This is a genomic window from Pseudomonas sp. IT-P4 (assembly GCF_949767755.1).
Taxonomy (GTDB): Bacteria; Pseudomonadota; Gammaproteobacteria; order Pseudomonadales; family Pseudomonadaceae; genus Aquipseudomonas; species Aquipseudomonas monachiensis.
Genome location: NZ_CATKPX010000021.1, coordinates 56946 through 80858, shown reverse-complemented (window position 1 = coordinate 80858; position 23913 = coordinate 56946). Strand labels below are relative to the sequence as shown.

General features: G+C 60.0%; 19 protein-coding genes. 10 read left to right on the top strand and 9 right to left on the bottom strand.

The genetic code is table 11. The annotated features are described in order from the left end of the window. The first annotated feature begins 148 nt into the window (after positions 1 to 148). Positions 149 to 1633: a 2-methylcitrate dehydratase gene (prpD, locus tag ACM6IT_RS05750; protein WP_414917686.1), complete on the top strand. Its 1485-nt coding sequence runs from the start codon at positions 149 to 151 to the stop codon at positions 1631 to 1633. A gap of 135 nt (positions 1634 to 1768) precedes the next feature. Here the strand turns inward: prpD and ACM6IT_RS05745 are convergent, their stop codons facing one another. Beyond that, on the bottom strand, positions 1769 to 2587 hold the full coding sequence (locus tag ACM6IT_RS05745) for a pyruvate, water dikinase regulatory protein (RefSeq protein WP_056721900.1): 819 nt from the start codon (positions 2585 to 2587) through the stop codon (positions 1769 to 1771). Between the two features lie 174 nt (positions 2588 to 2761). Between ACM6IT_RS05745 and ppsA the strand changes: the two genes are divergently transcribed. From ppsA to ACM6IT_RS05705, 8 genes are all read left to right on the top strand, one after another. Continuing rightward, positions 2762 to 5137, top strand: a complete 2376-nt coding sequence (ppsA, locus tag ACM6IT_RS05740; RefSeq protein ID WP_414917685.1) for a phosphoenolpyruvate synthase — start codon at positions 2762 to 2764, stop codon at positions 5135 to 5137. A 208-nt stretch (positions 5138 to 5345) separates the two neighbouring features. Beyond that, positions 5346 to 6335, top strand: coding sequence for an alpha/beta fold hydrolase (locus ACM6IT_RS05735; protein ID WP_414917684.1), 990 nt, complete (start codon positions 5346 to 5348; stop codon positions 6333 to 6335). A gap of 140 nt (positions 6336 to 6475) precedes the next feature. Beyond that, on the top strand, positions 6476 to 6964 hold the full coding sequence (gene rraA / locus ACM6IT_RS05730) for a ribonuclease E activity regulator RraA (RefSeq protein ID WP_177336456.1): 489 nt from the start codon (positions 6476 to 6478) through the stop codon (positions 6962 to 6964). 26 nt (positions 6965 to 6990) lie between these two features. Next, on the top strand, positions 6991 to 7986 hold the full coding sequence (locus ACM6IT_RS05725) for a zinc transporter ZntB (protein WP_056721910.1): 996 nt from the start codon (positions 6991 to 6993) through the stop codon (positions 7984 to 7986). 62 nt (positions 7987 to 8048) lie between these two features. After that, a complete protein-coding gene (locus tag ACM6IT_RS05720; protein ID WP_008048593.1) occupies positions 8049 to 8297 on the top strand; it encodes a hypothetical protein in 249 nt (82 codons plus the stop codon). A gap of 2 nt (positions 8298 to 8299) precedes the next feature. Next, a complete protein-coding gene (locus ACM6IT_RS05715; protein WP_008048604.1) occupies positions 8300 to 9124 on the top strand; it encodes a mechanosensitive ion channel family protein in 825 nt (274 codons plus the stop codon). A 90-nt stretch (positions 9125 to 9214) separates the two neighbouring features. Then, positions 9215 to 9805 carry an RNA polymerase sigma factor SigX gene (sigX, locus tag ACM6IT_RS05710; RefSeq protein WP_015096065.1) on the top strand — a complete coding sequence of 197 codons (591 nt, stop codon included), beginning with the start codon at positions 9215 to 9217 and terminating at the stop codon, positions 9803 to 9805. Between the two features lie 107 nt (positions 9806 to 9912). Then, on the top strand, positions 9913 to 10956 hold the full coding sequence (locus tag ACM6IT_RS05705; protein ID WP_056721911.1) for an OmpA family protein: 1044 nt from the start codon (positions 9913 to 9915) through the stop codon (positions 10954 to 10956). 73 nt (positions 10957 to 11029) lie between these two features. Here ACM6IT_RS05705 and cobA read toward each other — a convergent pair whose 3' ends face one another. The 8 genes from cobA to ACM6IT_RS05665 form a co-directional block, all read right to left on the bottom strand. After that, positions 11030 to 11794: a uroporphyrinogen-III C-methyltransferase gene (gene cobA / locus ACM6IT_RS05700; protein WP_223542331.1), complete on the bottom strand. Its 765-nt coding sequence runs from the start codon at positions 11792 to 11794 to the stop codon at positions 11030 to 11032. A gap of 10 nt (positions 11795 to 11804) precedes the next feature. After that, a complete protein-coding gene (locus ACM6IT_RS05695) occupies positions 11805 to 14522 on the bottom strand; it encodes a molybdopterin-dependent oxidoreductase (protein ID WP_414917683.1) in 2718 nt (905 codons plus the stop codon). Then, a complete protein-coding gene (gene nirD / locus ACM6IT_RS05690) occupies positions 14522 to 14839 on the bottom strand; it encodes a nitrite reductase small subunit NirD (protein WP_046042889.1) in 318 nt (105 codons plus the stop codon). Before nirD ends, ACM6IT_RS05695 begins: the two co-directional genes overlap by 1 nt. Next, entirely contained in the window at positions 14836 to 17289 is a 2454-nt protein-coding gene (nirB, locus tag ACM6IT_RS05685) for a nitrite reductase large subunit NirB (protein WP_414917682.1), read from the bottom strand. The genes nirD and nirB overlap by 4 nt, the downstream gene beginning before the upstream one ends. 290 nt (positions 17290 to 17579) lie before the next feature. Next, positions 17580 to 19247 carry a protein kinase domain-containing protein gene (locus ACM6IT_RS05680; RefSeq protein WP_414917681.1) on the bottom strand — a complete coding sequence of 556 codons (1668 nt, stop codon included), beginning with the start codon at positions 19245 to 19247 and terminating at the stop codon, positions 17580 to 17582. Positions 19248 to 19254: 7 nt separating this feature from the next. Continuing rightward, positions 19255 to 20466 (bottom strand): nitrate/nitrite transporter, encoded by a 1212-nt coding sequence (locus ACM6IT_RS05675; protein WP_056721919.1) that lies wholly within the window; start codon positions 20464 to 20466, stop codon positions 19255 to 19257. A gap of 318 nt (positions 20467 to 20784) precedes the next feature. Continuing rightward, the gene (locus ACM6IT_RS05670; protein ID WP_008048624.1) at positions 20785 to 21360 is read right to left on the bottom strand and encodes an ANTAR domain-containing response regulator; all 576 of its coding nucleotides are present in this window, start codon (positions 21358 to 21360) and stop codon (positions 20785 to 20787) included. Positions 21361 to 21375: 15 nt separating this feature from the next. Next, the gene (locus ACM6IT_RS05665; protein ID WP_414917680.1) at positions 21376 to 22587 is read right to left on the bottom strand and encodes a CmpA/NrtA family ABC transporter substrate-binding protein; all 1212 of its coding nucleotides are present in this window, start codon (positions 22585 to 22587) and stop codon (positions 21376 to 21378) included. Between the two features lie 228 nt (positions 22588 to 22815). Here ACM6IT_RS05665 and ACM6IT_RS05660 point away from each other — a divergent pair, with 228 nt between their 5' ends. Beyond that, positions 22816 to 23835, top strand: coding sequence for a quinone-dependent dihydroorotate dehydrogenase (locus ACM6IT_RS05660; protein WP_056721922.1), 1020 nt, complete (start codon positions 22816 to 22818; stop codon positions 23833 to 23835). Positions 23836 to 23913 lie beyond the last annotated feature (78 nt).

The window sequence follows — 23913 nt, the reverse complement described above, 5'->3', positions numbered from 1 at the left end:
TGATCTTGATTCTAAAAAACAAAGTCAAAAGATCGCAGCCTTCGGCAGCTCCTACAGTTGATCTGATTTCAAAACAAGAAAGCAGTGATACACCGAGATTCCTGAGCCGAGGTCCCATCAACGACCCACTTCATGGAGTGAATCGAACATGAGTGCCAACGTCGACCTGAACAACCGCCCCGACTACGACAAGGTCCTGCAGGACATTGCCGATTACGTCCTCAACTACAGGATCGAGTCAATTGAGGCGCTGGATACCGCGCGCAACTGCCTGATCGATACCTTGGGTTGCGGCCTGCTGGCCCTGCGTTTTCCCGAGTGCACCAAGCATTTGGGGCCAGTGGTAGAAGGCACTGTCGTGCCGTTTGGCGCCCGGGTGCCTGGGACCAGTTATCGACTCGATCCGGTGAAGGCGGCGTGGGACATCGGCTGCATCGTGCGCTGGCTCGACTACAACGACACATGGCTCGCGGCGGAGTGGGGGCATCCGTCGGACAACCTCGGCGGTATTCTCGCGGTAGCCGACCATTTATCACAAAAGCACCTGGCGAATGGCGTAGCACCGCTGACCATGCGTACAGTGCTTGAAGCGATGATCATGGCCCACGAGATTCAAGGCGTGATTGCCCTGGAAAACTCGTTCAACCGTGTCGGCCTCGATCACGTCATTCTGGTGAAAGTGGCCTCGGCCGCAGTCACCGCCAAGCTGATGGGGGCCAATCGCGAGCAGTTGTTGTCGGCGTTGTCTCACGCCTTTGCTGACGGTCAGGCATTGCGCACGTATCGGCATGCACCGAATGCCGGTTCGCGTAAATCCTGGGCGGCGGGGGATGCGTCCAGTCGTGGCGTGCGTTTGGCGGACATGGCGATGCGCGGCGAAATGGGTATTCCCGGTGTGTTGAGTGCCAGGCAGTGGGGGTTTTACGACGTATTGTTCAGCCACACCAACAATGATCTGGCGCTCAAGCCTGAAGACAAACGAGCGTTCAGTTTCTCGCGACCGTACGGCAGTTATGTGATGGAAAACGTGTTGTTCAAGATCAGTTTTCCGGCCGAGTTCCATGCACAAACGGCCTGTGAGGCGGCGGTGATCCTGCACCCGCAGGTGCGCAATCGCCTGCATGAAATCGACAGGATCGTCATCACCACTCACGAGTCAGCGATTCGCATTATTTCCAAGGTCGGCCCACTGGCCAATGCTGCTGATCGCGATCACTGCATCCAGTACATGACTGCTGTACCGCTGGCTTTCGGCAATCTGGTTGCCGAGTACTACGAAGATGATTTTCACAAGGCGCATCCGATCATCGATGTGCTGCGCGACAAAATGGTGATTGTTGAGGAGTCGCGGTTCACCCGTGAGTATCTGGAGCCCGATAAACGCTCGATTGCCAACGCGGTACAGGTGTTTTTCAAGGACGGTTCGAGCACGGAAAACGTCGTCGTGGAATACCCGATTGGGCATCGTCGGCGTCGGGCTGAAGGTATTCCGTTGCTGGAGGAGAAATTCAGGGCGAACTTGCTGACACGATTCGCGGGGCAGCGCAGCGAGGAGATTTTCGCGCTGTGCAAGGATCAGCAGAGGCTTGAAGCGACAGCGGTGAACCGGTTTGTGGATTTGTTTGTGATCTAGGAGACCGCGTTATCGTTCTTCGCGAGCAAGCCCGCTCCCACAGGGGATCTGCTGTGAACACAAAATTTGTGTATGACAGAAATCCAATGTGGGAGCGGGCTTGCTCGCGAAAGCAGTAGATCAGGCGCCGGAGAGCTACTTGAACCGCCGCTCCACACCTTTCTCCACGAGAATCTTCGCGGAGATTTCTTCCACGGAAAAATGCGTGGAGTTGATGTGCGGGATGTTTGCGCGGCGGAACAGGTTCTCGACCTCACGCACTTCGAACTCGCACTGGGCGTAGCTCGAATAGCGGCTGTTGGGCTTGCGCTCGTTGCGGATCGCGGTGAGGCGGTCGGGGTCGATGGTCAGGCCGAACAGCTTGTGCTGGTGGGCGCGCAGGGCGGAAGGCAGTTGCAGGCGTTCCATGTCGTCTTCGGTCAGCGGGTAGTTGGCTGCGCGGATGCCGAACTGCATCGCCATGTACAGGCACGTCGGCGTCTTACCGCATCGCGACACGCCCACTAGTATCAGGTCGGCCTTATCGTAATAGTGCGTGCGGGCGCCGTCGTCGTTATCGAGGGCGAAGTTAACGGCCTCGATACGCTCCATGTAATTGGTGTTGGCGCCGATGGAGTGGGACTTGCCCACGGTGTAGGAAGAATGCTCGGTCAGTTCCTGTTCAAGCGGCGCCAGGAACGTCGAGAAAATGTCGATCATGAAACCATTCGAGGTTGCGAGAATCTCACGAATGTCCTGATTGACGATGGTGTCGAAGATAATCGGACGGAAGCCGTCGGTTTCGGCGGCTTTGTTGATTTGTTGTACCATGGCCCGCGCTTTGTCCACGTTGTCGATGTACGGCCGCGTGACTTTGCTGAAGGTAATGTTTTCGAACTGCGCCAGAAGGCTTTGACCCAGGGTTTCGGCGGTAATGCCGGTACCATCGGAGATAAAGAAAGCAGATCGTTTCATTTGCACCTTGGGCCTTAAGCTAGTGACGAATCTTGGATATGATAGGCGCGATTTGCCGGCCGCCATTGGCCCGCATTCTCACTTATTTTCCAGGTCCAGGCCATATAACCGGCAAATGCTCACTTAAGCAGCCGGTTTCTGAGCTTTTCCAACACAGTTAGTGGAGAGATCACCTTGGTAGAGTACGTAGTTTCCCTCGATAAGCTCGGCGTCCATGATGTAGAGCATGTGGGGGGCAAGAACGCATCCCTGGGCGAGATGATCAGCAACCTTGCAGGTGCCGGTGTATCGGTGCCCGGCGGCTTCGCCACAACCGCTCAGGCTTATCGTGATTTCCTGGAACTGAGCGGCCTGAATCAGCAGATTCACGATGCGCTCGATGCCCTGGACGTCGATGACGTGAATGCCCTGGCCAAGACCGGTGCCCAGATCCGCAAATGGATCATGGAAGCCGAGTTCCCTGAAAAATTGAATGCCGAAATCCGTACCGCGTTCGCCACGCTGTCCGCCGGCAACTCTGAGATGGCCGTGGCCGTGCGTTCTTCCGCCACCGCCGAAGACTTGCCGGACGCATCCTTTGCCGGCCAGCAGGAAACCTTCCTGAACATCCGTGGTGTCGAAAACGTCATTCGCGCCGCCAAAGAGGTGTTCGCCTCGCTGTTTAACGACCGTGCCATTTCCTATCGCGTGCATCAGGGCTTCGACCACAAGCTGGTGGCCCTGTCCGCTGGCGTGCAGCGCATGGTCCGCTCCGAAACCGGCACCGCCGGCGTGATGTTCACCCTCGATACCGAATCGGGCTTCCGTGACGTGGTGTTCATCACCGGCGCCTACGGCCTGGGTGAAACCGTCGTACAAGGCGCGGTGAACCCGGATGAGTTCTACGTCCACAAGGGCACGCTGGCTGCCGGTCGTCCGGCCATCCTGCGCCGCAACCTGGGCAGCAAGGCCATCAAGATGATCTACGGCGACGAGGCCAAGGCCGGTCGTTCGGTCAAGACCGTCGACGTGGACAAGGCTGAACGCGCACGTTTCTGCCTGACCGACGCCGAAGTCAGCGAGTTGGCCAAGCAGGCGATGATCATCGAGAAGCACTACAAGTGCCCGATGGACATCGAGTGGGCCAAGGACGGTGACGACGGCAAGCTGTACATCGTGCAGGCCCGTCCGGAAACCGTGAAGAGCCGCACCCAGGCCAACGTCATGGAACGCTACCTGTTGAAAGAGACGGGTACCGTGCTGGTGGAAGGCCGTGCCATTGGCCAGCGCATCGGCGCCGGCAAGGTCCGCATCATCAAGGACGTGTCCGAGATGGACAAGGTCCAGCCAGGCGACGTACTGGTTTCCGACATGACCGACCCGGATTGGGAACCGGTCATGAAGCGCGCCAGCGCGATCGTCACCAACCGTGGTGGCCGTACCTGCCACGCGGCGATCATCGCCCGTGAGCTGGGTATTCCTGCGGTAGTGGGTTGCGGCAACGCCACCCAGCTGTTGAAAGACGGCCAGGGCGTGACCGTTTCCTGCGCTGAAGGCGACACCGGTTTCATCTTCGAAGGCGAATTGGGCTTCGACATCAAGAAGAACTCCGTGGACGCTATGCCGGAGCTGCCGTTCAAGATCATGATGAACGTCGGCAACCCGGACCGCGCCTTCGACTTCGCGCAGCTGCCGAACGCCGGTGTGGGCCTGGCCCGCCTGGAGTTCATCATCAACCGCATGATCGGCGTGCACCCCAAGGCATTGCTGAACTACGACGGCCTGCCGCAGGACATCAAGGACAGCGTCGACAAGCGCATCGCCGGTTACGACGATCCGGTCGGCTTCTATGTCGAGAAACTGGTTGAAGGCATCAGCACCCTGGCGGCTGCGTTCTGGCCGAAAAAGGTCATCGTGCGCCTGTCGGACTTCAAGTCCAACGAATACGCCAACCTGATCGGCGGCAAGCTGTACGAGCCGGAAGAAGAGAACCCGATGCTGGGCTTCCGCGGCGCCTCGCGTTACATCAGCGAATCGTTCCGCGACTGCTTCGAGCTCGAATGCCGCGCTCTGAAGCGTGTGCGCAACGAGATGGGCCTGACCAACGTCGAAATCATGGTGCCGTTCGTCCGTACCCTGGGTGAAGCGAGCCAGGTGGTCGATCTGCTGGCGCAAAACGGTCTGGCCCGTGGCCAGAACGGCCTGCGTGTGATCATGATGTGCGAACTGCCGTCCAACGCCATCCTGGCTGAAGAGTTCCTCGAGTTCTTCGACGGTTTCTCCATCGGTTCCAACGACCTGACCCAGCTGACCCTGGGCCTGGACCGTGACTCCGGCATCATCGCCCACCTGTTCGACGAGCGTAATCCGGCGGTGAAGAAGCTGTTGGCCAATGCCATTGCCGCGTGCAACAAGGCCGGCAAATACATCGGCATCTGCGGTCAGGGTCCTTCGGACCACCCGGACCTGGCCAAGTGGCTGATGGAGCAGGGCATTGAAAGCGTATCGTTGAACCCGGACTCCGTACTGGAAACCTGGTTCTTCCTGGCAGAGGGTCAGGCGCAGGCTTGATCCTGTAGGAGCGACGGTGCGGCGTTCCGACCTGCTCGCGATGGACTGCAGAACAGCGCGTTTTTTCAGCATGAACGCGTTATCGTTGGCGACCATCGCGAGCAGGCTCGCTCCTGCAATGATTGGCAGTGTGGTCGGTGAACGCTGCCTTTGAGATTCAAGCAGGGCGGGCTCCATCTGGATGCCGCCCTTTTTTGTGCAAGAGATTATGCAAAGCAGCAGCAACCTATTTCCTGTCGCCCTGATCAGCGCCGAACGGCGCGGTGATCTGAGCGAAGATGTCTATCGATTGAAACCCGGTAACAGCCCCGACTTCACTGTCGAACTGGCTGTGACACGCCTTGGCATGGCCGATGAGTCGTCCTCCCGTGGTGTGCCGGTGATCCTGCTGCATGGCAGCTTTTCCAATCGCCGGTTCTGGTTCTCTCCCAAGGGCCTGGGATTGGGCGCTTACCTGGCTCGCCTGGGGTTCGACGTCTGGATTCCGGAAATGCGCGGTCACGGCCTGTCCCAGCGTAACCACGACTACCGCAAGAACCGTGTCGCCGACTACGCGCGCTATGACCTGCCGGCCATTGGCGCGTTCGTGCGCGAACAGAACGGGCAGGTGCCGCACTGGATCGGTCACTCGCTGGGCGGTACTACACTGGCCGCAGCGCTGGGTGGCGAGTACATCGGTGAGCCGGTCGTGGCCTCGGCGGCGTTTTTCGGTACACAAGTCAGCCGCACCTACTGGCCATTGAAGATTCCGCCGGTGGAGTGGAGTGGTCGCTTCATTCTCAAGCGCTTTGCCCAGTTGTCCGGCTCAAGGCTCAAGCGCGGTCCGGAGGACGAGCCTATCGGCCTGGCCCTGGAAAGCATGCGCTGGTTTGGTCTGTTCGGGCGCTTCGGTGATGCCGACAAGGACTGGTGGGCAGGCTTGGCCGAGGTCAAGTTGCCCGTGCTGGCGGTCAGTGCCGCGGGTGATCATCAGGACCCGGCGTGGGCGTGTCGCAAATTGTTCGAGCAGTTCGGCTCCGAGCACAAGCAATTCATCAACCTGGGGCGCGAGCAGGGCTTCGGCGACAATTTCGGTCACGTGGAAATGCTCGTCAGCAAGGCAGCCCAGGCTGAAGTCTGGCCTTTGGTGACGCGCTGGTTGGCTGATCAGCAGACACCTTTGCCGGGCGCGCAACAGGATTTGGTCGCGGCAATCTGAGCCTGACGCTCTAACAAGGGCATTTCGCTCCGGTCGGCTTGCGGCTAAGATATGACGCATTGAGCTGTTCCGGTCACAATGCGTGACTGAGCCATCACCGATGTTCGTGCTGTCTTCCTCTTCACAGGAGTTTCTCGATGATCCATTACCTCACGCCTGACCTGTGCGATGCCTATCCGGAACTGGTGCAGGTGCTGGAACCGATGTTCAGCAATTTCGGCGGCCGTGATTCCTTTGGTGGCGAAATCGTGACCATCAAGTGCTTCGAAGACAACTCGCGGGTCAAGGAGCAAGTCGAGCTCAAGGGGAATGGCAAAGTGCTGGTGGTAGACGGTGGCGGTTCCCTGCGTCATGCGTTGCTGGGTGACATGCTGGCCGAGAAAGCCGCGAAAAACGGTTGGGAAGGGCTGGTGATCTACGGTTGCATCCGTGACGTCGATATCATCGCACAGACCGATCTGGGCGTTCAGGCCCTCGCCAGCCACCCGAGGAAATCCGACAGGCGCGGGCTCGGCGATCTCAACGTTGCCGTGACCTTCGCCGGCGTGACTTTCCACCCGGGCCATTACATCTATGCGGACAACAACGGCGTGATCATCTCGCCGAGCCCGCTGCAAATGCCTGAATAAAGCGCTGGTCGACCAAAGGAGTGCGGATGTTCGAGGAAGAAAACGCGCAATGGGGGCTGGTGCATGCCCTGGTGCTGGACGGTAAAGGCGGCGCGCGTTCGATTGCCCGGACTGAACTCGATGACTTGCAGCTGCAGGCCCATGAAAGCCTGTGGCTGCACTGGGATCGCAGTCATCCGCAAACCCGGACCTGGTTGCGCAAATCCAGCGGTCTGAGCGAATTCAGCTGTGACCTGTTACTCGAAGAAAACACTCGTCCGCGACTTTTACAGCTTTCCGACAGCGAACTGCTGCTATTTTTGCGCGGGGTCAATCTGAACCCCGGTGCCGAGCCGGAAGACATGGTGTCGGTGCGGATCTTCGGCTCTGCCCAGCGTGTCATTTCCCTGCGTTTGCGTCCGTTGCGTGCCACTGACGAGTTGTTGGTGCAACTGTCCGAGGGCAAGGGGCCGAAAACTGCCTCCGAACTCATCCTTTGCATGGCGCAGTACCTCACCAACAAGGTGCAGGATCTGGTCAGCTGTCTCTCGGAAGTGGTCGATGAGGAAGAAGAAAAGCTGGATGCCGACGAACGGTATACTCCTGAGCACGGATCGGTTTTGCAGATTCGTCGCCGGGCGGCTGCGTTGAAGCGCTTTCTTGCTCCGCAGCGGGATATTTTCGGTCAACTGACGCGGATCAAGTTGCCCTGGTTCGTCGAGGACGATGGCGATTACTGGAACGAATTGAACAACAGCCTGACTCGTTATCTTGAAGAGCTGGAATTGACCCGGGAGCGGGTGGGGCTGGTCCTGGAGGCTGAGGACCGTCGCTTGAACGTGCGTATGAACCGCACGATGTACCGCTTCGGGATCATCACCGGGATCTTTTTGCCGATGAGTTTTCTGACCGGGCTGTTGGGGATCAATGTCGGTGGAATTCCTTTCTCTGCCAGCCCCTACGGTTTTCTGATCGCCTGCCTGATGATGGTCTCGGTGGCACTGGGGCAGTGGTGGTTGTTCCGACGTTTGCGCTGGGTCTGAGGGAAGCCATGTGACCAGACCAACTCTGACCGCGTCTCCCACAGACATCACGAGAGGTGCGTATGCACGATCCGTTTGAACAGTCTTTGCGCGACATGCTCAACGCCTCACCGTCTACCCGGGACGACGATGCGTGCCTGGGGCGTGTGCTGAAAACCGCCAACCGCCAGGTCGGCGCCGGTGATTTGTTCAGTCTGCTGGGGCGCTGGTTGCCCGCACTGATGATCGCCCTCAATAACGGATCGGCCCATGTCGCGCCGGTATCCCGTCTTCGTAAACCTGCTGCCCGCACTGCTGATAAGGCTGATTGAATATGGAACTTGATCTCTGGACTCAGAGCCTCGTCACTGCAATGACTGCGTTGTGGACCAAGGTTGCGAACTTCATTCCGAACCTGTTCGGCGCACTGGTCGTGCTGCTGTTGGGTTTCGTCGTGGCCAAGCTGCTCGACACCCTGCTGTCGAAATTGCTCGCCAAATTGGGCCTTGATCGCTTGATGGGTGGCACCGGCCTGACCAAGTTGCTGTCCCGCGCAGGGTTGCAAGTTCCTATTTCGACCCTGATCGGCAAGATCGTCTATTGGTTCGTTCTGCTTATTTTTCTGGTTTCTGCCGCAGAATCCCTTGGCCTTGAGCGAGTTTCAGCTACGCTGGACATGCTTGCGTTGTATTTGCCGAAGGTGTTTGGCGCGGCGCTGGTGTTGCTGGTAGGTGTCTTGCTGGCGCAACTGGCCAACGGTCTGGTGCGTGGAGCGGCAGAAGGCGTGGGTCTGGACTATGCTTCAGGGCTTGGGCGGATTGCCCAGGGCCTGGTGATCATAATCAGTATTTCGGTTGCGATCAGCCAGTTGGAGGTCAAGACTGACCTGCTGAACCATGTGATTGTGATTGTGTTGATAACCGTTGGTCTGGCGGTAGCGCTGGCCATGGGGTTGGGAAGCCGGGAAATTGCCGGCCAGATTCTTGCGGGAATCTACGTGCGTGAGCTGTACCAGGTTGGGCAACAAGTGCGTGTTGGCGAGGTCGAAGGCCAGATCGAAGAGATCGGCACGGTTAAAACCACATTGCTGACCGATGAGGGTGAGCTAGTCTCTCTTTCCAATCGGATCCTCCTTGAGCAGCATGTGAGTAGCCGCTAACCCGGCAAACCCTGCTAATGTATGCCGCCGCAAAATGCCTGCTCACGCTGGCTGCGGCGGACATTGACCTGACTGTCGGCCCGACTTGTTTTGAATAAAGCCCAATCGTTATCCATGCGCTACGACCCCCGCGAGCTCTCTGATGAGGAGTTGGTCGCGCGCTCGCATACCGAGCTGTTTCACGTAACGCGTGCCTATGAAGAACTGATGCGGCGTTACCAGCGAACATTATTTAACGTGTGTGCACGATATCTTGGGAACGATCGCGACGCAGACGATGTCTGTCAGGAGGTCATGTTGAAGGTGCTGTATGGCCTGAAGAACTTCGAAGGTAAATCGAAGTTCAAGACGTGGCTATATAGCATCACGTACAACGAGTGCATCACACAGTATCGAAAGGAACGGCGAAAGCGTCGCTTGATGGACGCATTGAGTCTTGACCCCCTCGAGGAAGCGTCCGAAGAAAAGACGCCGAAACCTGAGGAAAAAGGTGGACTTGATCGCTGGCTGGTGTATGTGAACCCGATTGACCGTGAAATTCTGGTGCTACGATTTGTCGCAGAGCTGGAGTTTCAGGAGATCGCAGACATCATGCATATGGGTTTGAGTGCAACAAAAATGCGGTACAAACGCGCTCTAGATAAATTGCGTGAGAAATTTGCAGGCATTGCTGAAACTTAGTTCAGCGCAAATATCTCTTACGCGTAGGCAAGTTCTGTTAGACTTGCCGCCGAGTTGTCCCCCGGTTTGCGGGACTGCTTCACAATCACCAGATGGGGATTTAACGGATGAAACTGAAAAACACCTTGGGCTTGGCCATTGGTACTCTTATTGCCGCTACTTCGTTCGGCGCATTGGCACAAGGCCAAGGCGCAGTTGAAGGCGAGCTCAACTACGGGAAGAAGTACAACGACAGCGTTAACAACGTTGAAGACGGCTACACTCCTGGCGCCTCCATCGGTTACTTCTTGACCGACGACGTATCGTTGAACTTTACCTACAACAACGACGACTACACCCGTTCGAACAACGGTACTGGCAATCAGAAAATCGAAGGCGACCAGTTTGGTCTGAACGCTCAGTACCACTTCAACAACGCTGGCGACGCTCTGCGTCCTTACGTTCAAGGTGGTGTTAAGCACGGCAGCATGACCAACGTAGCCGCTGACGGCCACACCGGTCGTGACCAGTCGACTTTCCTGACTGCTGGCGCTGGCCTGAAGTACTACTTCCTGGAAAACGTCTACGCTCGTGCTGGCGTAGAAGCTGACTACAAGCTGGACAACGGCCGTTGGGACTACATCCCGTCCGTAGGTCTGGGTGTTAACTTCGGTGGCGGCAACAAGCCTGTCGCTGCTGCTCCAGCTCCAGAAGTTTGCTCCGACAGCGACAACGACGGCGTTTGCGACAACGTTGACAAGTGCCCGGACACCCCGGCCAACGTAACTGTTGACGCTGATGGCTGCCCAGCTGTTGCTGAAGTCGTTCGTGTAGAGCTGGACGTGAAGTTCGACTTCGACAAGTCGGTAGTCAAGCCAAACAGCTACGGCGACATCAAGAACCTGGCTGACTTCATGAAGCAGTACCCATCCACCACCACTACTGTTGAAGGTCACACTGACTCCGTCGGTCCTGACGCTTACAACCAGAAACTGTCCGAGCGTCGTGCAAACGCCGTTAAGCAAGTTCTGACCAACCAGTACGGTGTTGAGTCGTCCCGCGTTCAGTCCGTTGGCTACGGCGAATCCCGCCCAGTTGCTGACAACAAAACTGAAGCTGGTCGCGCTGTTAACCGTCGCGTAGAAGCGCAGGTTGAAGCTCAAGCTAAGTAATTAGCTCGCAGCTCTGAAAAGCCCGGCTCAGGCCGGGCTTTTCTTTGTCTGCGATTTGGTGGAGCGGGTGAAACTACGCTGACTGATCTGCCGTCATCACAGGCAAATCATGCTGCCACAGGGATTGAGTTGCACTGGCTGCCACTGCACCGATCACCATTATGGCAGGGCTTTTCAGTTGGAATCTGTAGGCAGCTTCATCCATGTCTGTGAGAGTGCTCCGACATTCCCGTTGATGGGGCAAGGAGGCGTTTTCAATCATGGCCACGGGCGTATCCGTCGCCATGCCGCCGGCCAATAGCTGTTCCCGGATTTCACCGAGCTTGGCCACTCCCATGTAAATCACCAGCGTCGTTCCGCCTTGGGCCAGTGCCTGCCAGTTCAATTGGCTGTCGTCCTGGGTGTGTGCGGTGACCAGCGTGACACCACGGGCGACGCCGCGCAAAGTCAACGGAATATCGCATTGCGTTGCCCCCGCCAGCCCGGCAGTGATGCCGTTGACCAACTCGGCTTCGACCCCACGCTCACGCAACCACTGCGCTTCTTCTCCACCGCGACCGAAAATGCATGGATCGCCGCCCTTGAGCCGTGCCACGCATTTACCCTGCCGGGCATAACGAAGCATCAGGCGATGGATGAACGCTTGCGGGGTGGAGCGGCAGCCGCCGCGCTTGCCCACCGGGATGATCCGCGCCCCGGGGCAATGCTCGAGTACCGCGACATTGACCAGGTCATCGATCAGCACCACATCTGCCTCGCGCAAGGCGCGTACCGCTTTCAATGTGAGCAACTCCGGATCACCCGGGCCCGCACCTACCAGCCAGACTTTTGCACTCATAGTGTTTTCCTCACGAGAAGACGGTGACTGGCTGCGCCGTGGCAGCCAGCAGGCGTTTGATTTCCGGAACGCAGGACCCGCATTGCGTGCCGCAACCCAGTTCTTGCTTGAGTCCCTGCAAGTCCAGGCCACGGCTGATGCCGGCGCAGATCGCGTTCTTGCCGACGTTCTTGCAATTGCACAGGATCTTGTTCGCGTTGACGGGCGCGTCGAGGTTGCCCGGTGGTGCGCTCAGCGGCGCAAGCAGCCAGCGCCGCAGTTGCTGGTCCGCGCGACCTTCGAGCCACAACCCCTGCAACCAGTGCTGGGCAAGGGTTTCCCCGGCCAGTCGAATGGCAGTGATCCGGCCATTTTCGATTCGCACGCGCTTGCCAATGGCCCGCCGAGGATCGTCGTAAGCCAGCACCGGGCCGTCATCGAGTGCCAGGTTTTTATCGATTTCGCTTAGCAGCTCTGCCGCAGGCGCTGAAGTATTGGCCGCCCTTATAAGCAGGGCCGGGCGCTCACGACCAACCAGGCTGAGGCTGACGTAGGAAAACGCCTCACAAAGCGGCCGTAGGGTCTCAAAATGCCGTTGAACATCACCCTCGATCAGTGCGAACAGTTTCCAGGGCAGATCCACCGGATCCAGGCGAATGCCGCTGTGTTTAAGTTCGGGCTGTTTCGACAAAGGATCGAATGCGGGCAGGGTGAGGCTGTTCACCCCGCCCTTGAGAAAACGGTCGCCCCAATGCATCGGTAAAAAGGCCTGGCCCGGACGCACGCTGTCATCGCTGGCAACTGCGACGATGACTGCGCCACGCCGACTTTTCAGGCTGACCAGATCCCCCGGCTGCAGGCGATGGCGACGCAGTTCGTCCGGGTGCAGGCTCAACTCCGCTTCGTTGACATGGCCGAACAACTGCGCGGCGGTGCCGGTGCGGCTCATGCCGTGCCATTGATCGCGCAGGCGGCCGGTGATCAGGGTCAGCGGGAAGCGTGCATCCCGTTGTTCTTTGGCGGCGCGGTAGGCATCGGCCACGAACTGCGCGCGCCCATTGGCAGTGGCAAATACCCCGTCGACGTACAGCCGGGCCGTGCCTTCAACGGCACCCGCAGGGAAGGGCCACTGCTGTGGGCCGAGACGATCGAGCAGTGCATGGCTGATACCGGACAGATCCAGGTCGCGACCTCGAGTCAGTTGTTTGTATTCGTCAAAGACCTGAGCGGGATTATTAAATTCAAACAGGCTGGTTTGGCCGGGGCGCAGATGTTTTTCCAGGCGTTGTGCGAAATCTACGGTGATTGCCCAGTCCGGCCGCGCCTCACCCGGTGCGACGATTGCCTGGCGTACGTGGGAAATGCGCCGCTCGGAGTTGGTCACGCAACCTTCCTTTTCCCCCCAACTGGCGGCGGGCAGCAGAAGGTCGGCGAACTTCGCGGTTTCAGTGGTGCTGAAGGCTTCCTGCAACACCACGAACGGGCAGGCTTGCAGGGCTTCGCGCACGGCTGTCTGGTCCGGCATGGATTGCGCGGGGTTGGTACAGGCGATCCACAACGCCTTGATCTTGCCATTGCGCACTTGCTCGAACAGTTCGATCGCGCTGAGCCCGGGATTTTCCGGTAGTTGCTCGACGCCCCAGTAGGACGCCACTTGCTCACGGTGTTGTGCATTGGCGGCGTCACGGTGGCCGGGCAGCAGGTTGGACAAACTGCCGGTTTCCCGCCCGCCCATGGCATTTGGCTGACCAGTGAGGGAGAAAGGTCCGGTGCCGGGACGACCGATCTGCCCGGTGGCCAGGTGCAGGTTGATCAGTGCACTGTTTTTCGCGCTGCCGGCGGTGGACTGGTTAAGCCCCATGCACCACAGCGACAGAAAGCTCGGTGACGTGCCGATCCACTCGGCACATTGCTGCAATTGCCCGAGGCTGATTCCGCAGAGCTGCGAAACCATTTGCGGCGTGTAGTCACGCACCAGGTTTTTCAGCTCGGCCAGGCCTTCGGTGTGGTCGCGGATGAAGTCACGATCGATCCAGTCTTCCCACAGCAGCAGATGCAAAATCCCATGGAACAGGGCGACATCAGTGCCAGGCAAGATCGCCAGGTGCAGGTCAGCCAGATCGCAGGTATCTGTACGACGTGGGTCAATGACGATGACCTTCATCTGCGGCCGGCGGGATTTGGCGGCTTCCAGCCGGCGAAACAGCACCGGGTGGGCATAGGCCATGTTGCTGCCGACGATCATCACGCAATCGCTCAGCTCCAGGTCTTCGTAGCTGCACGGCGGGGCGTCGGCACCCAGGCTGCGCTTGTAGCCGACGACTGCCGAGGACATGCACAGGCGCGAATTGCTGTCGATGTTGTTGGTGCCTACCAGGGCACGTGCCAGCTTGTTGAAGGCGTAGTAGTCCTCGGTCAACAGCTGCCCGGAAATGTAGAACGCCACGCTGTCCGGGCCATGCTCGGCAATGGTTGCGGCAAATACACTGGTGGCATGATCGAGGGCGGTATCCCAATCGGTGCGGTGACGGGCCAGGCCTTTACCGAGGCGCAGTTCGGGGTACAGCGCCCGCGCCGTCAAGTCGCCGGTCAGGTGCAGGGTCGAGCCCTTGCTGCACAGTTTGCCGAAATTGGCCGGGTGCGCCGGGTCGCCGCTGACGCCGAGGATGCGCTCGCCGTCGTGCTCGATCAGCACGCCGCAGCCGACCCCGCAGTAACAGCAGGTGGATGCAGTGATCTGGCGGTCCATCAGCCTGCATCCCGCAGGGCCAGCATCACCCGGCCATTTTCCACCCGGGCGAGATGGTGATGGGCACAGCCGATGTCCGGGGCCAGGGCTTCGCCGCTTTCCAGGTCGATTTGCCAGTTGTGCAACGGGCAGGCCACCCGCTTGCCGTAGACCAGGCCTTGGGACAACGGGCCGCCCTTATGCGGGCAGCGGTCGTCAAGGGCGAACACTTCGTCGTCGCTGGTACGAAAAATCGCGATGTCTCCCTTTGGCCCGGCGATGATCCGCGAGCCCAGGGCATTGATCTCTTCCAGTGCGCAGATATCCAGCCAGTTCATGCCAGCACCTCCAGGTTTTTCACGGGGATGACGTCGAATTCTTTTTTCAGCTGGGGCTGTTCCAGGCGCTCCTTCCACGGGTCCTGTTCGAACGACAGGGAGAATTGCAGGCGATCATTGAGCGCCTTGCGCCGCTCCGGATCTTCCAGCACGGCTTTCTTGATGTGTTCCATGCCGACCCGTTGCAGGTAGTGCACGGTGCGTTCGAGGTAGAAAGCTTCTTCGCGATAGAGCTGCAGGAATGCACCGTTGTATTCGCGCACTTCTTCGGCGGTCTTGAGCTTGACGAAGAACTCCGCGACCTCGGTCTTGATCCCGCCGTTGCCACCGATGTACATCTCCCAGCCGGAGTCCACACCGATAATTCCCACATCCTTGATACCGGCTTCCGAACAGTTGCGCGGGCAACCGGAGACAGCCAGCTTCACCTTGTGCGGCGACCACATGTTGAACAGGTCGTGTTCCAGTTCAATGCCAAGTTGTGTGGAGTTCTGGGTACCAAAGCGGCAGAACTCGCTGCCGACGCAGGTTTTCACCGTGCGGATGGATTTGCCGTAGGCGTGGCCGGACGGCATGTCCAGGTCTTTCCAAACCCCTGGCAGGTCTTGTTTGCGAATGCCCAGCAAGTCGATGCGCTGGCCACCGGTGACCTTGACCATCGGCACGTTGTACTTGTCGGCGACGTCGGCAATGCGCCGCAGCTCTGAAGGATTGGTCACACCGCCCCACATCCGCGGGACTACCGAATAGGTGCCGTCTTTCTGAATGTTGGCGTGGGCGCGTTCGTTGATCAGGCGCGATTGCGGATCGTCCCTGGCTTCCCCTGGCCAGGTGGAAATCAGGTAGTAGTTGAGCGCCGGGCGGCAGGTGGCGCAGCCGTTGGGTGTGCGCCAGTTCAGGTAGCCCAGGGTGCCGGCGATGGTCAGCAGGTGCTGCTCGCGGATGGCCTGGCGGATTTGCCCGTGATTGAGATCGCTGCAGCCGCAGATGGCCTTTTCGCTTTTCGGCTTGACGTCCGCCGCGCCGCCCACGGTATTGATCAGGATCTGTTCGACGAGCCCGGCGCAGGAGCCGCAGGAGCTGGCAGCCTTGGTGTGTTTCTTGACGTCGTCGACACTGAACAGCCCGTGTTCCTGAATGGCCTTGACGATGGTGCCCTTGCACACACCGTTGCAGCCGCAGACTTCGGCGGTGTCGGCCATGCTCATGGCTTTGTCCTGGCCCTGATGTCCTACGTCACCAATTGCATTTTCACCGAACATCAAGTGATCGCGGATCTCGCCGATGACGTGATTCTCACGGATCTGCCGGAAATACCAGCCGCCGTCTGCCGTATCGCCGTACAGGCAGGCGCCGACCAGCACGTCATCCTTGATCACCAGTTTTTTGTAGACCCCGCCGATCGGGTCCGAGAGGGTGATGGTCTCGGTGCCTTCACCGCCCATGAAGTCGCCGGCGGAGAACAGGTCGATACCGGTGACCTTCAATTTGGTCGAGGTCACCGACCCCTTGTAGGTGGCAAAACCGAGTTGGGCGAGGTGGTTGGCGCAGACCTTGGCCTGTTCGAACAGCGGCGCCACCAAGCCATAGGCGATGCCGCGGTGGCTGGCACACTCGCCGATGGCATAGATCCGTGGATCGTAGGTTTGCAGTGTGTCGTTGACCAGAATCCCGCGGCTGCACGGAATGCCGGATTTCTCCGCCAGTTCGGTATTGGGGCGGATGCCGGCGGCCATCACCACCAGGTCGGCGGGGATGATGTCGCCGTTCTTGAATTGCACCGAACCGACCCGGCCGTTGCCCGCGTCGTGCAAGGCCTGGGTCTGCTCGCACAGGCGAAAATGCAGGCCGCGAGATTCCAGCGCGGATTGCAGCAACTGGCCGCTGGTCTTGTCCAGTTGCCGTTCCAGCAACCACTCGCCGATATGCACCACGGTCACGTGCATGCCCCGCAGCATCAGGCCGTTGGCGGCTTCCAGGCCGAGCAGGCCGCCACCGATCACCACGGCGTGCCGATGGGTTTTCGCGGCGTCGATCATGGCCTGGGTGTCGGCGATATCGCGGTAGCCGATCACGCCGTCAAGGGTGTTGCCGGGAATGGGCAGGATGAAAGGTGTCGAGCCGGTGGCGATCAGCAGGCGATCGTATTCGGCTTCGCTGCCGTCTTCGGCAATGACCCGGCGCTTGACCCGGTCGATCTCCACCACCTTGCGGTTGAGCAGCAGCTTGATGTTGTTTTCCAGGTACCAGTCCAGGTCGTTGAGCACGATCTCTTCGAAGGTTTGTTCGCCCGCCAGCACCGGAGACAACAGGATGCGATTGTAGTTGGTGTGCGGTTCAGCACCGAAGACCGTGATGTCGTACAGCTCAGTGCTCAGTTTGAGCAGCTCTTCCAGGGTCCGGACCCCGGCCATGCCGTTGCCGATCATCACCAGTTTTAGTTTTTTCATCAGGTTCTCCGGGGAGCTCAGGCCTGCCTCATCAGGGTTCAGGCCATGCTCGACAAATTTTGCGCAAACAAAAAAAGGCGTCCCGCTAGTTGCCTAGCGAGGACGCCTTTGTCCTGGTCCCGTTCTCTCGGGAAGTGCAACCTTCGTCGTTGAAGCCTGCGCTGTATGTCTGTTGCAAGAGGTAATGCAGCGGTTATGCCAAGTCGCTCAAAACCCGTGTTTGTTGGCTTTTTCCCCGTTCACAAGGGCGGATACCTGAGGGAATGCACCGATTCAAGGCGCTTTGCCCGCTAATGGAGCGCAACCACCAGCAGCACCAGGTTCAGCAGCAAGGACACCAGCGCCAATGTCCGCCAGACTTTCAGTGGCTCGCGTTCCAGCAAGGGCTTGGGACGCACGCTCAAGCTGCGGCGTTCGCCCTGTTCCATCAGCAGCAGCCATTCTTCCGCCGTTTCGAAACGCTGGTCGGGGGCCGCCGCCACGGCGCGTTCCAGGCTATGGGCGATCCAGTCCGGCAGGTCGGGCCGGTAGCGGCTGGCGTTGACCGGGAGGCCAAACCTGGGGCGTTGGAACGCTTCGATTTCGCCATAGGGATAGTGCCCGGTGAGCAGGAAATACAGGGTCACACCGACGGCGTACAAGTCCTGCCGTGGCGTCGGTGCTTCGCCGCGAAAGGCTTCGGGTGCAATGTAACTGGGTGTACCCGGCAGCGCCCAGGGCAGGTCTTGCGAGAGACCGGGGCAGTAGGCCAGGCCGAAATCCAGCAGGCGCAACTCGCCATCGTCCCCCAGCAGCAGGTTCTCCGGCTTGATATCGCGATGCAGGATCTGCCGCCGGTGCAACAGGCCGACCGCTCGCAGCAAGCGTTCGGCGATGTCTTGCCACTGGGGCAACGGCAAGGGGCCGCTTTGCTCATGCCGTTGGGCCAGGGTAGCGCCCGAATATTCTCGCATCACGTAGTACAAATGCTGACGCTGACTGGCGGCATGGACTTCAGGAAAGTGTCGACCGGCCACGCGTTTGAGAAACCATTCCTCCGACAGTAATGCTTGCCCGGCCTGGTGATCGTCGTGCAGGCGCCCGGGCAGGGTTTTCAGCAGCCAGGGTTGTTGCTGGCTGTCGCGAACGCGATAAAGCAGCGATTGCTGGCTCTGTGCGACGATCCCCTCGACCTGCCAGCCCTCGAACGCCTGACCCGGTTTCAGGGCGGGCGGCAGTGGCCATTGCTGCAAGTGCATCAATGCATCGCCAATGCTCGCTTCGCCCAAGGCATCGACCCGTACCAGCAAGGCGCTGGCGTTGTCCTGGCTGCCCGCCAGGTGCGCGGCATTGACCAGGGTTTGCGCAGCGCTGTGCAAGTCCGGTTGGTCCCGCAGGATCGCGGCAATGGCGGTATCGCCCAGGACGGCCCAGACGCCGTCGCTGAGCAGGACGAAGCTTTCATCGGGGCGCAACTCACCGTCGAGAAAATCCAGCACCAGGTGTTGATCGAGCCCCAGTGCCCGTTTCAGCACATGCTGCATGCCCGGCTGGTCCCAGACGTGATCCTCACTGATTCGCTGCAATTGGTCGGCGTGCCAGCGATACACCCGGCAATCGCCGACATGGGCCAGGGTAAAACGCCGGCCACGCAGGACCAGCGCACTGAGGGTGGTCAGCAGCGGTTGTCCGCCGCCATTGGCCTGCAACCAGCGGTTCTGCGCCAGCAACAGACGATCGAGCGCCTGTGCGACGCTCCAGGTTTCCGGCGTGGCGTAGTAATCCAGCGCCAGGGCCTGCAGCGTCGAACGGGCGGCCAGACCGCCATCGACGCACTGGCTGACACCGTCGGCAATCGCGAACAGGTAACCCTTGCTCGCGGCCAGCGCCGGAGCCGGCGTGACCAGGCGCAGGGCATCCTGGTTTTCCTCGCGGGGACCGATGGCACTGGCTTCGGCGAAACTCAGTTGCAGGCTCATCGAGGCCTCAGACCCGCGCAGCCGTCACGGCGGCCGAACCCCAGGTGGTTCTCCAGCGACGTTTCACGCCGTGCAGACCGAACCAGGCCAGGACGCCGAGGCTGGCGAACAACCACAGCGCCAGTTGATAGCTGCCGGTGCTTTGCTTGATCGCGCCCATGCCGGCCGCGAGGGCAAACCCGCCGATGCCGCCGGCCATGCCGATCAGGCCGGTCATCACGCCGATTTCCCGGCGAAAACGCTGGGGCACCAACTGGAATACCGCGCCATTGCCTGCGCCCAGACCGAGCATGGTGCAGACGAAAAGTGCCAGGGCGGCGTAGGAACTCGGCAGGTTGAAGCCGACCACGGCAATGCAGGTCGCCGCGACGGTGTACATCGCCAACAGGGTCCGAATGCCGCCGAACCGGTCAGCCAATGCACCACCCAGGGGGCGCATCAGGCTGCCGCCGAACACGCAGGCAGCGGTGTAGTAGCCGGCAGTCACCGGGTTCAGGCCGTACTGGTCGTTGAAATAGCCGGGCAGGGCGCTGGCCAGGCCGATGAAACCGCCGAACGTCACGCTGTAGAAAAACATGAACCACCAGCTGTCACGATCACCCAAGGCCTTGAAGTAGTCGGCCATGGATTTGGCTTTTGGCCGCTCGGGGGCATTGCGGGCCAGCCAGGCGAAGACGACCAGGGTCAGGATCAACGGAATCAGGGCAAAGCCGAACACGTTGCTCCAGCCAAACGCCGCCGCCAGCACCGGGGCGATCAATGCCGCGAGGACCGTGCCCGAGTTACCCGCGCCGGCGATGCCCATGGCCTTGCCTTGATGCTGCGGCGGATACCACTGGGAGGCCAGGGGGAGGGCGACGGCGAACGAAGCGCCGGCCATGCCGAGGAACAGGCCCAGCAGCAAGGCTTGCTCGTAGCTGTGGATCCCGAGTTTCCAGGCGCCGAACAGGGCGCAGATCACGATGACCTGGCCGATCAGGCCGGCGGTTTTTGGCGACAGGCGATCAGCCAGCATCCCCATCACGAAGCGCAACACCGCCCCGGCCAGAATCGGCGTGGCGACCACCAGCCCCCGTTGCTGTGTCGTCAGCTGCAGGTCGGCGGCGATCTGCACCGCCAAAGGACCGAGCAGGTACCAGACCATGAAACTCAGGTCGAAATAGAGGAACGCTGCGAACAATGTGGGTGTATGGCCGGATTTCCAGAAGCTTGAATTCATTGCGCACCTCAGCTGTGAAGAGTCTCGAAAGGAGTCATGAGCTTGCAGGTGGGGCGCCGATACGGCCGCACCACCGGCCCCGTGCTCTGGGGCCAAAACGAAAAAACGCCGCCACCCGATCCGCCAAGGGCAAATGAGGTGAGCGACGTCTTTGTCGTAGGTGGGGCAACCGCCGTTGGTTACCTGTAGTGATTACCTAGCCAGATCTGTGCCATATCGGAAATTTGTGTAAAGCAAAAAGATCGCAGCCTTCGGCAGCTCCTACAGGGGAATCTGTGCACCCCGTAGGAGCTGCCGAAGGCTGCGATCTTTTGTTGTTCAACCCAATAATTCACTCATGGCAATAATCTGCTCCGCCACTTGAATCAGCTTCTGCTGGCGGCTCATCGCCTGGCGGCGCATCAATGTGTAGGCCTCTTCCTCGTTGCAGTCCTTCATTTTCATCAGCAGCCCCTTGGCCAGTTCGATGCGCTTGCGCTCGGCCAATTGCTGGTCGCGGGCATGCAACTGGGCGCGCAAGGCCTGGTCACTCTCGAAGCGTGCCATGGCCACATCGAGAATCGGCTGCAGGCGTTGTGCGTGAATGCCTTCGACGATGTAGGCACTGACCCCGGACTTGATCGCCTGGCGCATCACATCGGGGTCGTGTTCGTCCGTGAACATCACAATCGGGCGTGGCTGGTCGCGCGTCACCAGCACCACTTGTTCCATGACATCGCGGCCCGGTGACTCGGTATCGATCAGAATTACATCCGGACGCACCGTTTCGACGCGTTCGGGCAAGTCGATGGTCAGGCCGGATTCATCGATCACTTCGAATCCGGCTTCGGTCAGGGCGGCCTTCAGGCGTCCGACTTTTTTGGCGGTGTCGTTGATCAGCAGGATACGCAGCATGTTCGTGGTCTCCTGTCAGCGGCTGGCGGATCGGTGCGAGCTGTCGCTCATTGCATGCAGTTTGAAACTGCGGGCATAACCGGCCGGGTCCGAGCCGTCCCAGATTTTGCCGTCGATCAACTGACTGCTGCGCATTTCCCCGGCTGACGAAGCGACGCCGACGGCACGGGCGGCTTCACGGTAGAGGTCCAGTTGCTGGACCTGCCGGGCCACCGCGAGATAGTCCGGGTCATCGCGCAACAAGCCCCAGCGGCGGAACTGGGTCATGAACCACATGCCGTCGGACAGGTACGGCAGGTTGACCTCACCGTCCCCGTGCAGGTGCAGCGCGTGCGGGTCTTGCCAGCGGTGGCCAAGGCCGTCGGCGTATTCGCCCAGAAGGCGCGGTTCGATGCAGTCCAGTGGTGCGTCAAGGTACTGCGCGGCACTGAGCAGTTGTGCGGTGCTGCGGCGATTCTCGGTGCTTTCTTCGATGAAGCGGCTGGCTTCCAGAATCGCCATCACCAACACCCGGGCGGTATTGGGGTATTGCTCGACGAACGCACGGGTGCAGCCCAGGACCTTTTCCGGATGATCGGGCCAGATGGTCTGGGTCGTGGCCAGGGTGAAACCGAGGTCCTGCTGCACGGCGCTGGCGGACCAGGGTTCGCCGACGCAGAACCCGTCGATACGCCCGGCCCGCAGGTGCGCGACCATTTGCGGTGGCGGTACCACCACGCTGTCGACATCCAGCAGTGGGTGAATGCCCTGGCTGGCGAGCCAGTAATACAACCACATGGCGTGGGTGCCGGTGGGAAACGTCTGGGCGAAGGTGAGTTTTGAGCGAGTTTGGTGCACGTGCCGATCCAGTGCTTCAGGACTGGTCACTCCAAGCGCCTGCAGGCCGTGGGACAGATTGATGCTCTGACCGTTCCGGTTCAGGCCCATCAACACGGCCATGTCGGTCGCGGCCACGCCACCGATGCCCAGGTGAACCGCGTAAATCAGGCCATAGAGGCTGTGGGCGGCATCGAGTTCGCCGCTGACCAGTTTGTCCCGCAGGTTGGCCCAGGACGATTGCCGCTTGAGGTTCAGGGTCAAACCGTGGGGCTGGGCGAAGCCCTGTGTGGCGGCGACAACCACCGAGGCGCAGTCGCTCAGGGCCATGAAGCCGAGATTGATTTCGGTTTTTTCCGGGGCATCGCTGCCATTGACCCAAGCCAGGGGGCCGGCTGACGGTTCGTTCATCGCGTGTTCACCTTGCAAAAAAAACGTCGTCCCGAGTTCTTGCTTGAGCAGGCCGGGGACGACGCCATTGTCTTTGCACACATTCGGTCGTTGGCATGGGTGCTGGTGCCCAGAGTGGTGCAAGGCATATGCCATTATCCGTTGATTTGCTCACGCGCCTCGCTTGCCACCCCGTTGCCCGGCTATAATCGCCGCCTCAATTCGCCGCCAATCGAGTCAAATCCGCCCATGTACACCCTGGCCCGTCAGCTGTTGTTCAAACTCTCCCCGGAAACCTCCCACGATCTGTCCCTGGACCTGATCGGCGCGGGCGGGCGTCTTGGGCTCAACGGCTTGCTGTGCAAGGCCCCGGCGAAGCTGCCGGTGAATGTCATGGGCCTGGATTTCCCGAATCCGGTAGGTCTGGCCGCCGGCCTGGACAAGAACGGCGCAGCCATCGATGGTTTCGCCCAGCTGGGTTTCGGTTTTGTCGAAATCGGCACCATCACGCCGCGTCCGCAGCCGGGTAACCCGAAGCCACGTCTGTTCCGCTTGCCGGAAGCCGAGGCGATCATCAACCGCATGGGTTTCAACAACCTCGGTGTCGATCACCTGCTGGCCCGCGTGGCGGCGGCCAAGTACAAAGGCGTGCTGGGCATCAACATCGGCAAGAACTTCGATACGCCGGTCGAGCGTGCCGTGGACGACTACCTGATCTGCCTGGACAAGGTCTATGCCCACGCCAGCTATGTGACGGTCAACGTCAGTTCGCCGAACACGCCGGGCCTGCGCAGCCTGCAATTCGGTGACTCGCTCAAGCAGTTGCTGGCCGATCTGGCCGAGCGCCGCGCGGAACTGGCATTGCGTCATGGCAAGCATGTACCGCTGGCGATCAAGATCGCGCCGGACATGAGCGACGAAGAAACCGCACAAGTTGCGCAAGCGCTGATCGAAACCGGGATGGATGCCGTCATCGCCACCAACACCACCCTGAGCCGCGCAGGCGTCGAAGGCATGGAGCATGGCGAAGAAGCCGGTGGCCTGTCCGGCGCACCGGTTCGTGACAAGAGCACCCACACCGTGCAAGTGCTGGCGTCGGAGCTGGGTGGGCGTTTGCCGATCATTGCGGCGGGCGGCATTACCGAAGGCAAGCACGCGGCCGAGAAAATCGCAGCGGGCGCGAGCCTGGTGCAGATCTATTCGGGCTTCATCTACAAAGGCCCGGCGCTGATTCGTGAGTCGGTAGACGCAATCGCAGCGCTACGCTGAACCCCTACAAGGTAATGGGGTATATGGGACAGGCATAAAAAAGGGCTCCTTGAAGGAGCCCCTGGGCCGGAGCCCGCC

What these genes read in the sequence shown, in the direction of transcription:
- ACM6IT_RS05715 (WP_008048604.1), top strand. Translation starts at nt 8,300, where the DNA reads ATGGAACTTGATCTCTGGACTCAGAGCCTCGTCACTGCAATGACTGCG.
- prpD (WP_414917686.1), top strand. Translation starts at nt 149, where the DNA reads ATGAGTGCCAACGTCGACCTGAACAACCGCCCCGACTACGACAAGGTC.
- ACM6IT_RS05720 (WP_008048593.1), top strand. Translation starts at nt 8,049, where the DNA reads ATGCACGATCCGTTTGAACAGTCTTTGCGCGACATGCTCAACGCCTCA.
- ACM6IT_RS05745 (WP_056721900.1), bottom strand. Translation starts at nt 2,587, where the DNA reads ATGAAACGATCTGCTTTCTTTATCTCCGATGGTACCGGCATTACCGCC.
- ACM6IT_RS05660 (WP_056721922.1), top strand. Translation starts at nt 22,816, where the DNA reads ATGTACACCCTGGCCCGTCAGCTGTTGTTCAAACTCTCCCCGGAAACC.
- ACM6IT_RS05680 (WP_414917681.1), bottom strand. Translation starts at nt 19,247, where the DNA reads ATGAGCCTGCAACTGAGTTTCGCCGAAGCCAGTGCCATCGGTCCCCGC.
- cobA (WP_223542331.1), bottom strand. Translation starts at nt 11,794, where the DNA reads ATGAGTGCAAAAGTCTGGCTGGTAGGTGCGGGCCCGGGTGATCCGGAG.
- ACM6IT_RS05670 (WP_008048624.1), bottom strand. Translation starts at nt 21,360, where the DNA reads ATGCTGCGTATCCTGCTGATCAACGACACCGCCAAAAAAGTCGGACGC.
- nirB (WP_414917682.1), bottom strand. Translation starts at nt 17,289, where the DNA reads ATGAAAAAACTAAAACTGGTGATGATCGGCAACGGCATGGCCGGGGTC.
- ACM6IT_RS05695 (WP_414917683.1), bottom strand. Translation starts at nt 14,522, where the DNA reads ATGGACCGCCAGATCACTGCATCCACCTGCTGTTACTGCGGGGTCGGC.
- nirD (WP_046042889.1), bottom strand. Translation starts at nt 14,839, where the DNA reads ATGAACTGGCTGGATATCTGCGCACTGGAAGAGATCAATGCCCTGGGC.
- ACM6IT_RS05665 (WP_414917680.1), bottom strand. Translation starts at nt 22,587, where the DNA reads ATGAACGAACCGTCAGCCGGCCCCCTGGCTTGGGTCAATGGCAGCGAT.
- ACM6IT_RS05675 (WP_056721919.1), bottom strand. Translation starts at nt 20,466, where the DNA reads ATGAATTCAAGCTTCTGGAAATCCGGCCATACACCCACATTGTTCGCA.
- ACM6IT_RS05705 (WP_056721911.1), top strand. Translation starts at nt 9,913, where the DNA reads ATGAAACTGAAAAACACCTTGGGCTTGGCCATTGGTACTCTTATTGCC.
- ACM6IT_RS05725 (WP_056721910.1), top strand. Translation starts at nt 6,991, where the DNA reads ATGTTCGAGGAAGAAAACGCGCAATGGGGGCTGGTGCATGCCCTGGTG.
- ACM6IT_RS05735 (WP_414917684.1), top strand. Translation starts at nt 5,346, where the DNA reads ATGCAAAGCAGCAGCAACCTATTTCCTGTCGCCCTGATCAGCGCCGAA.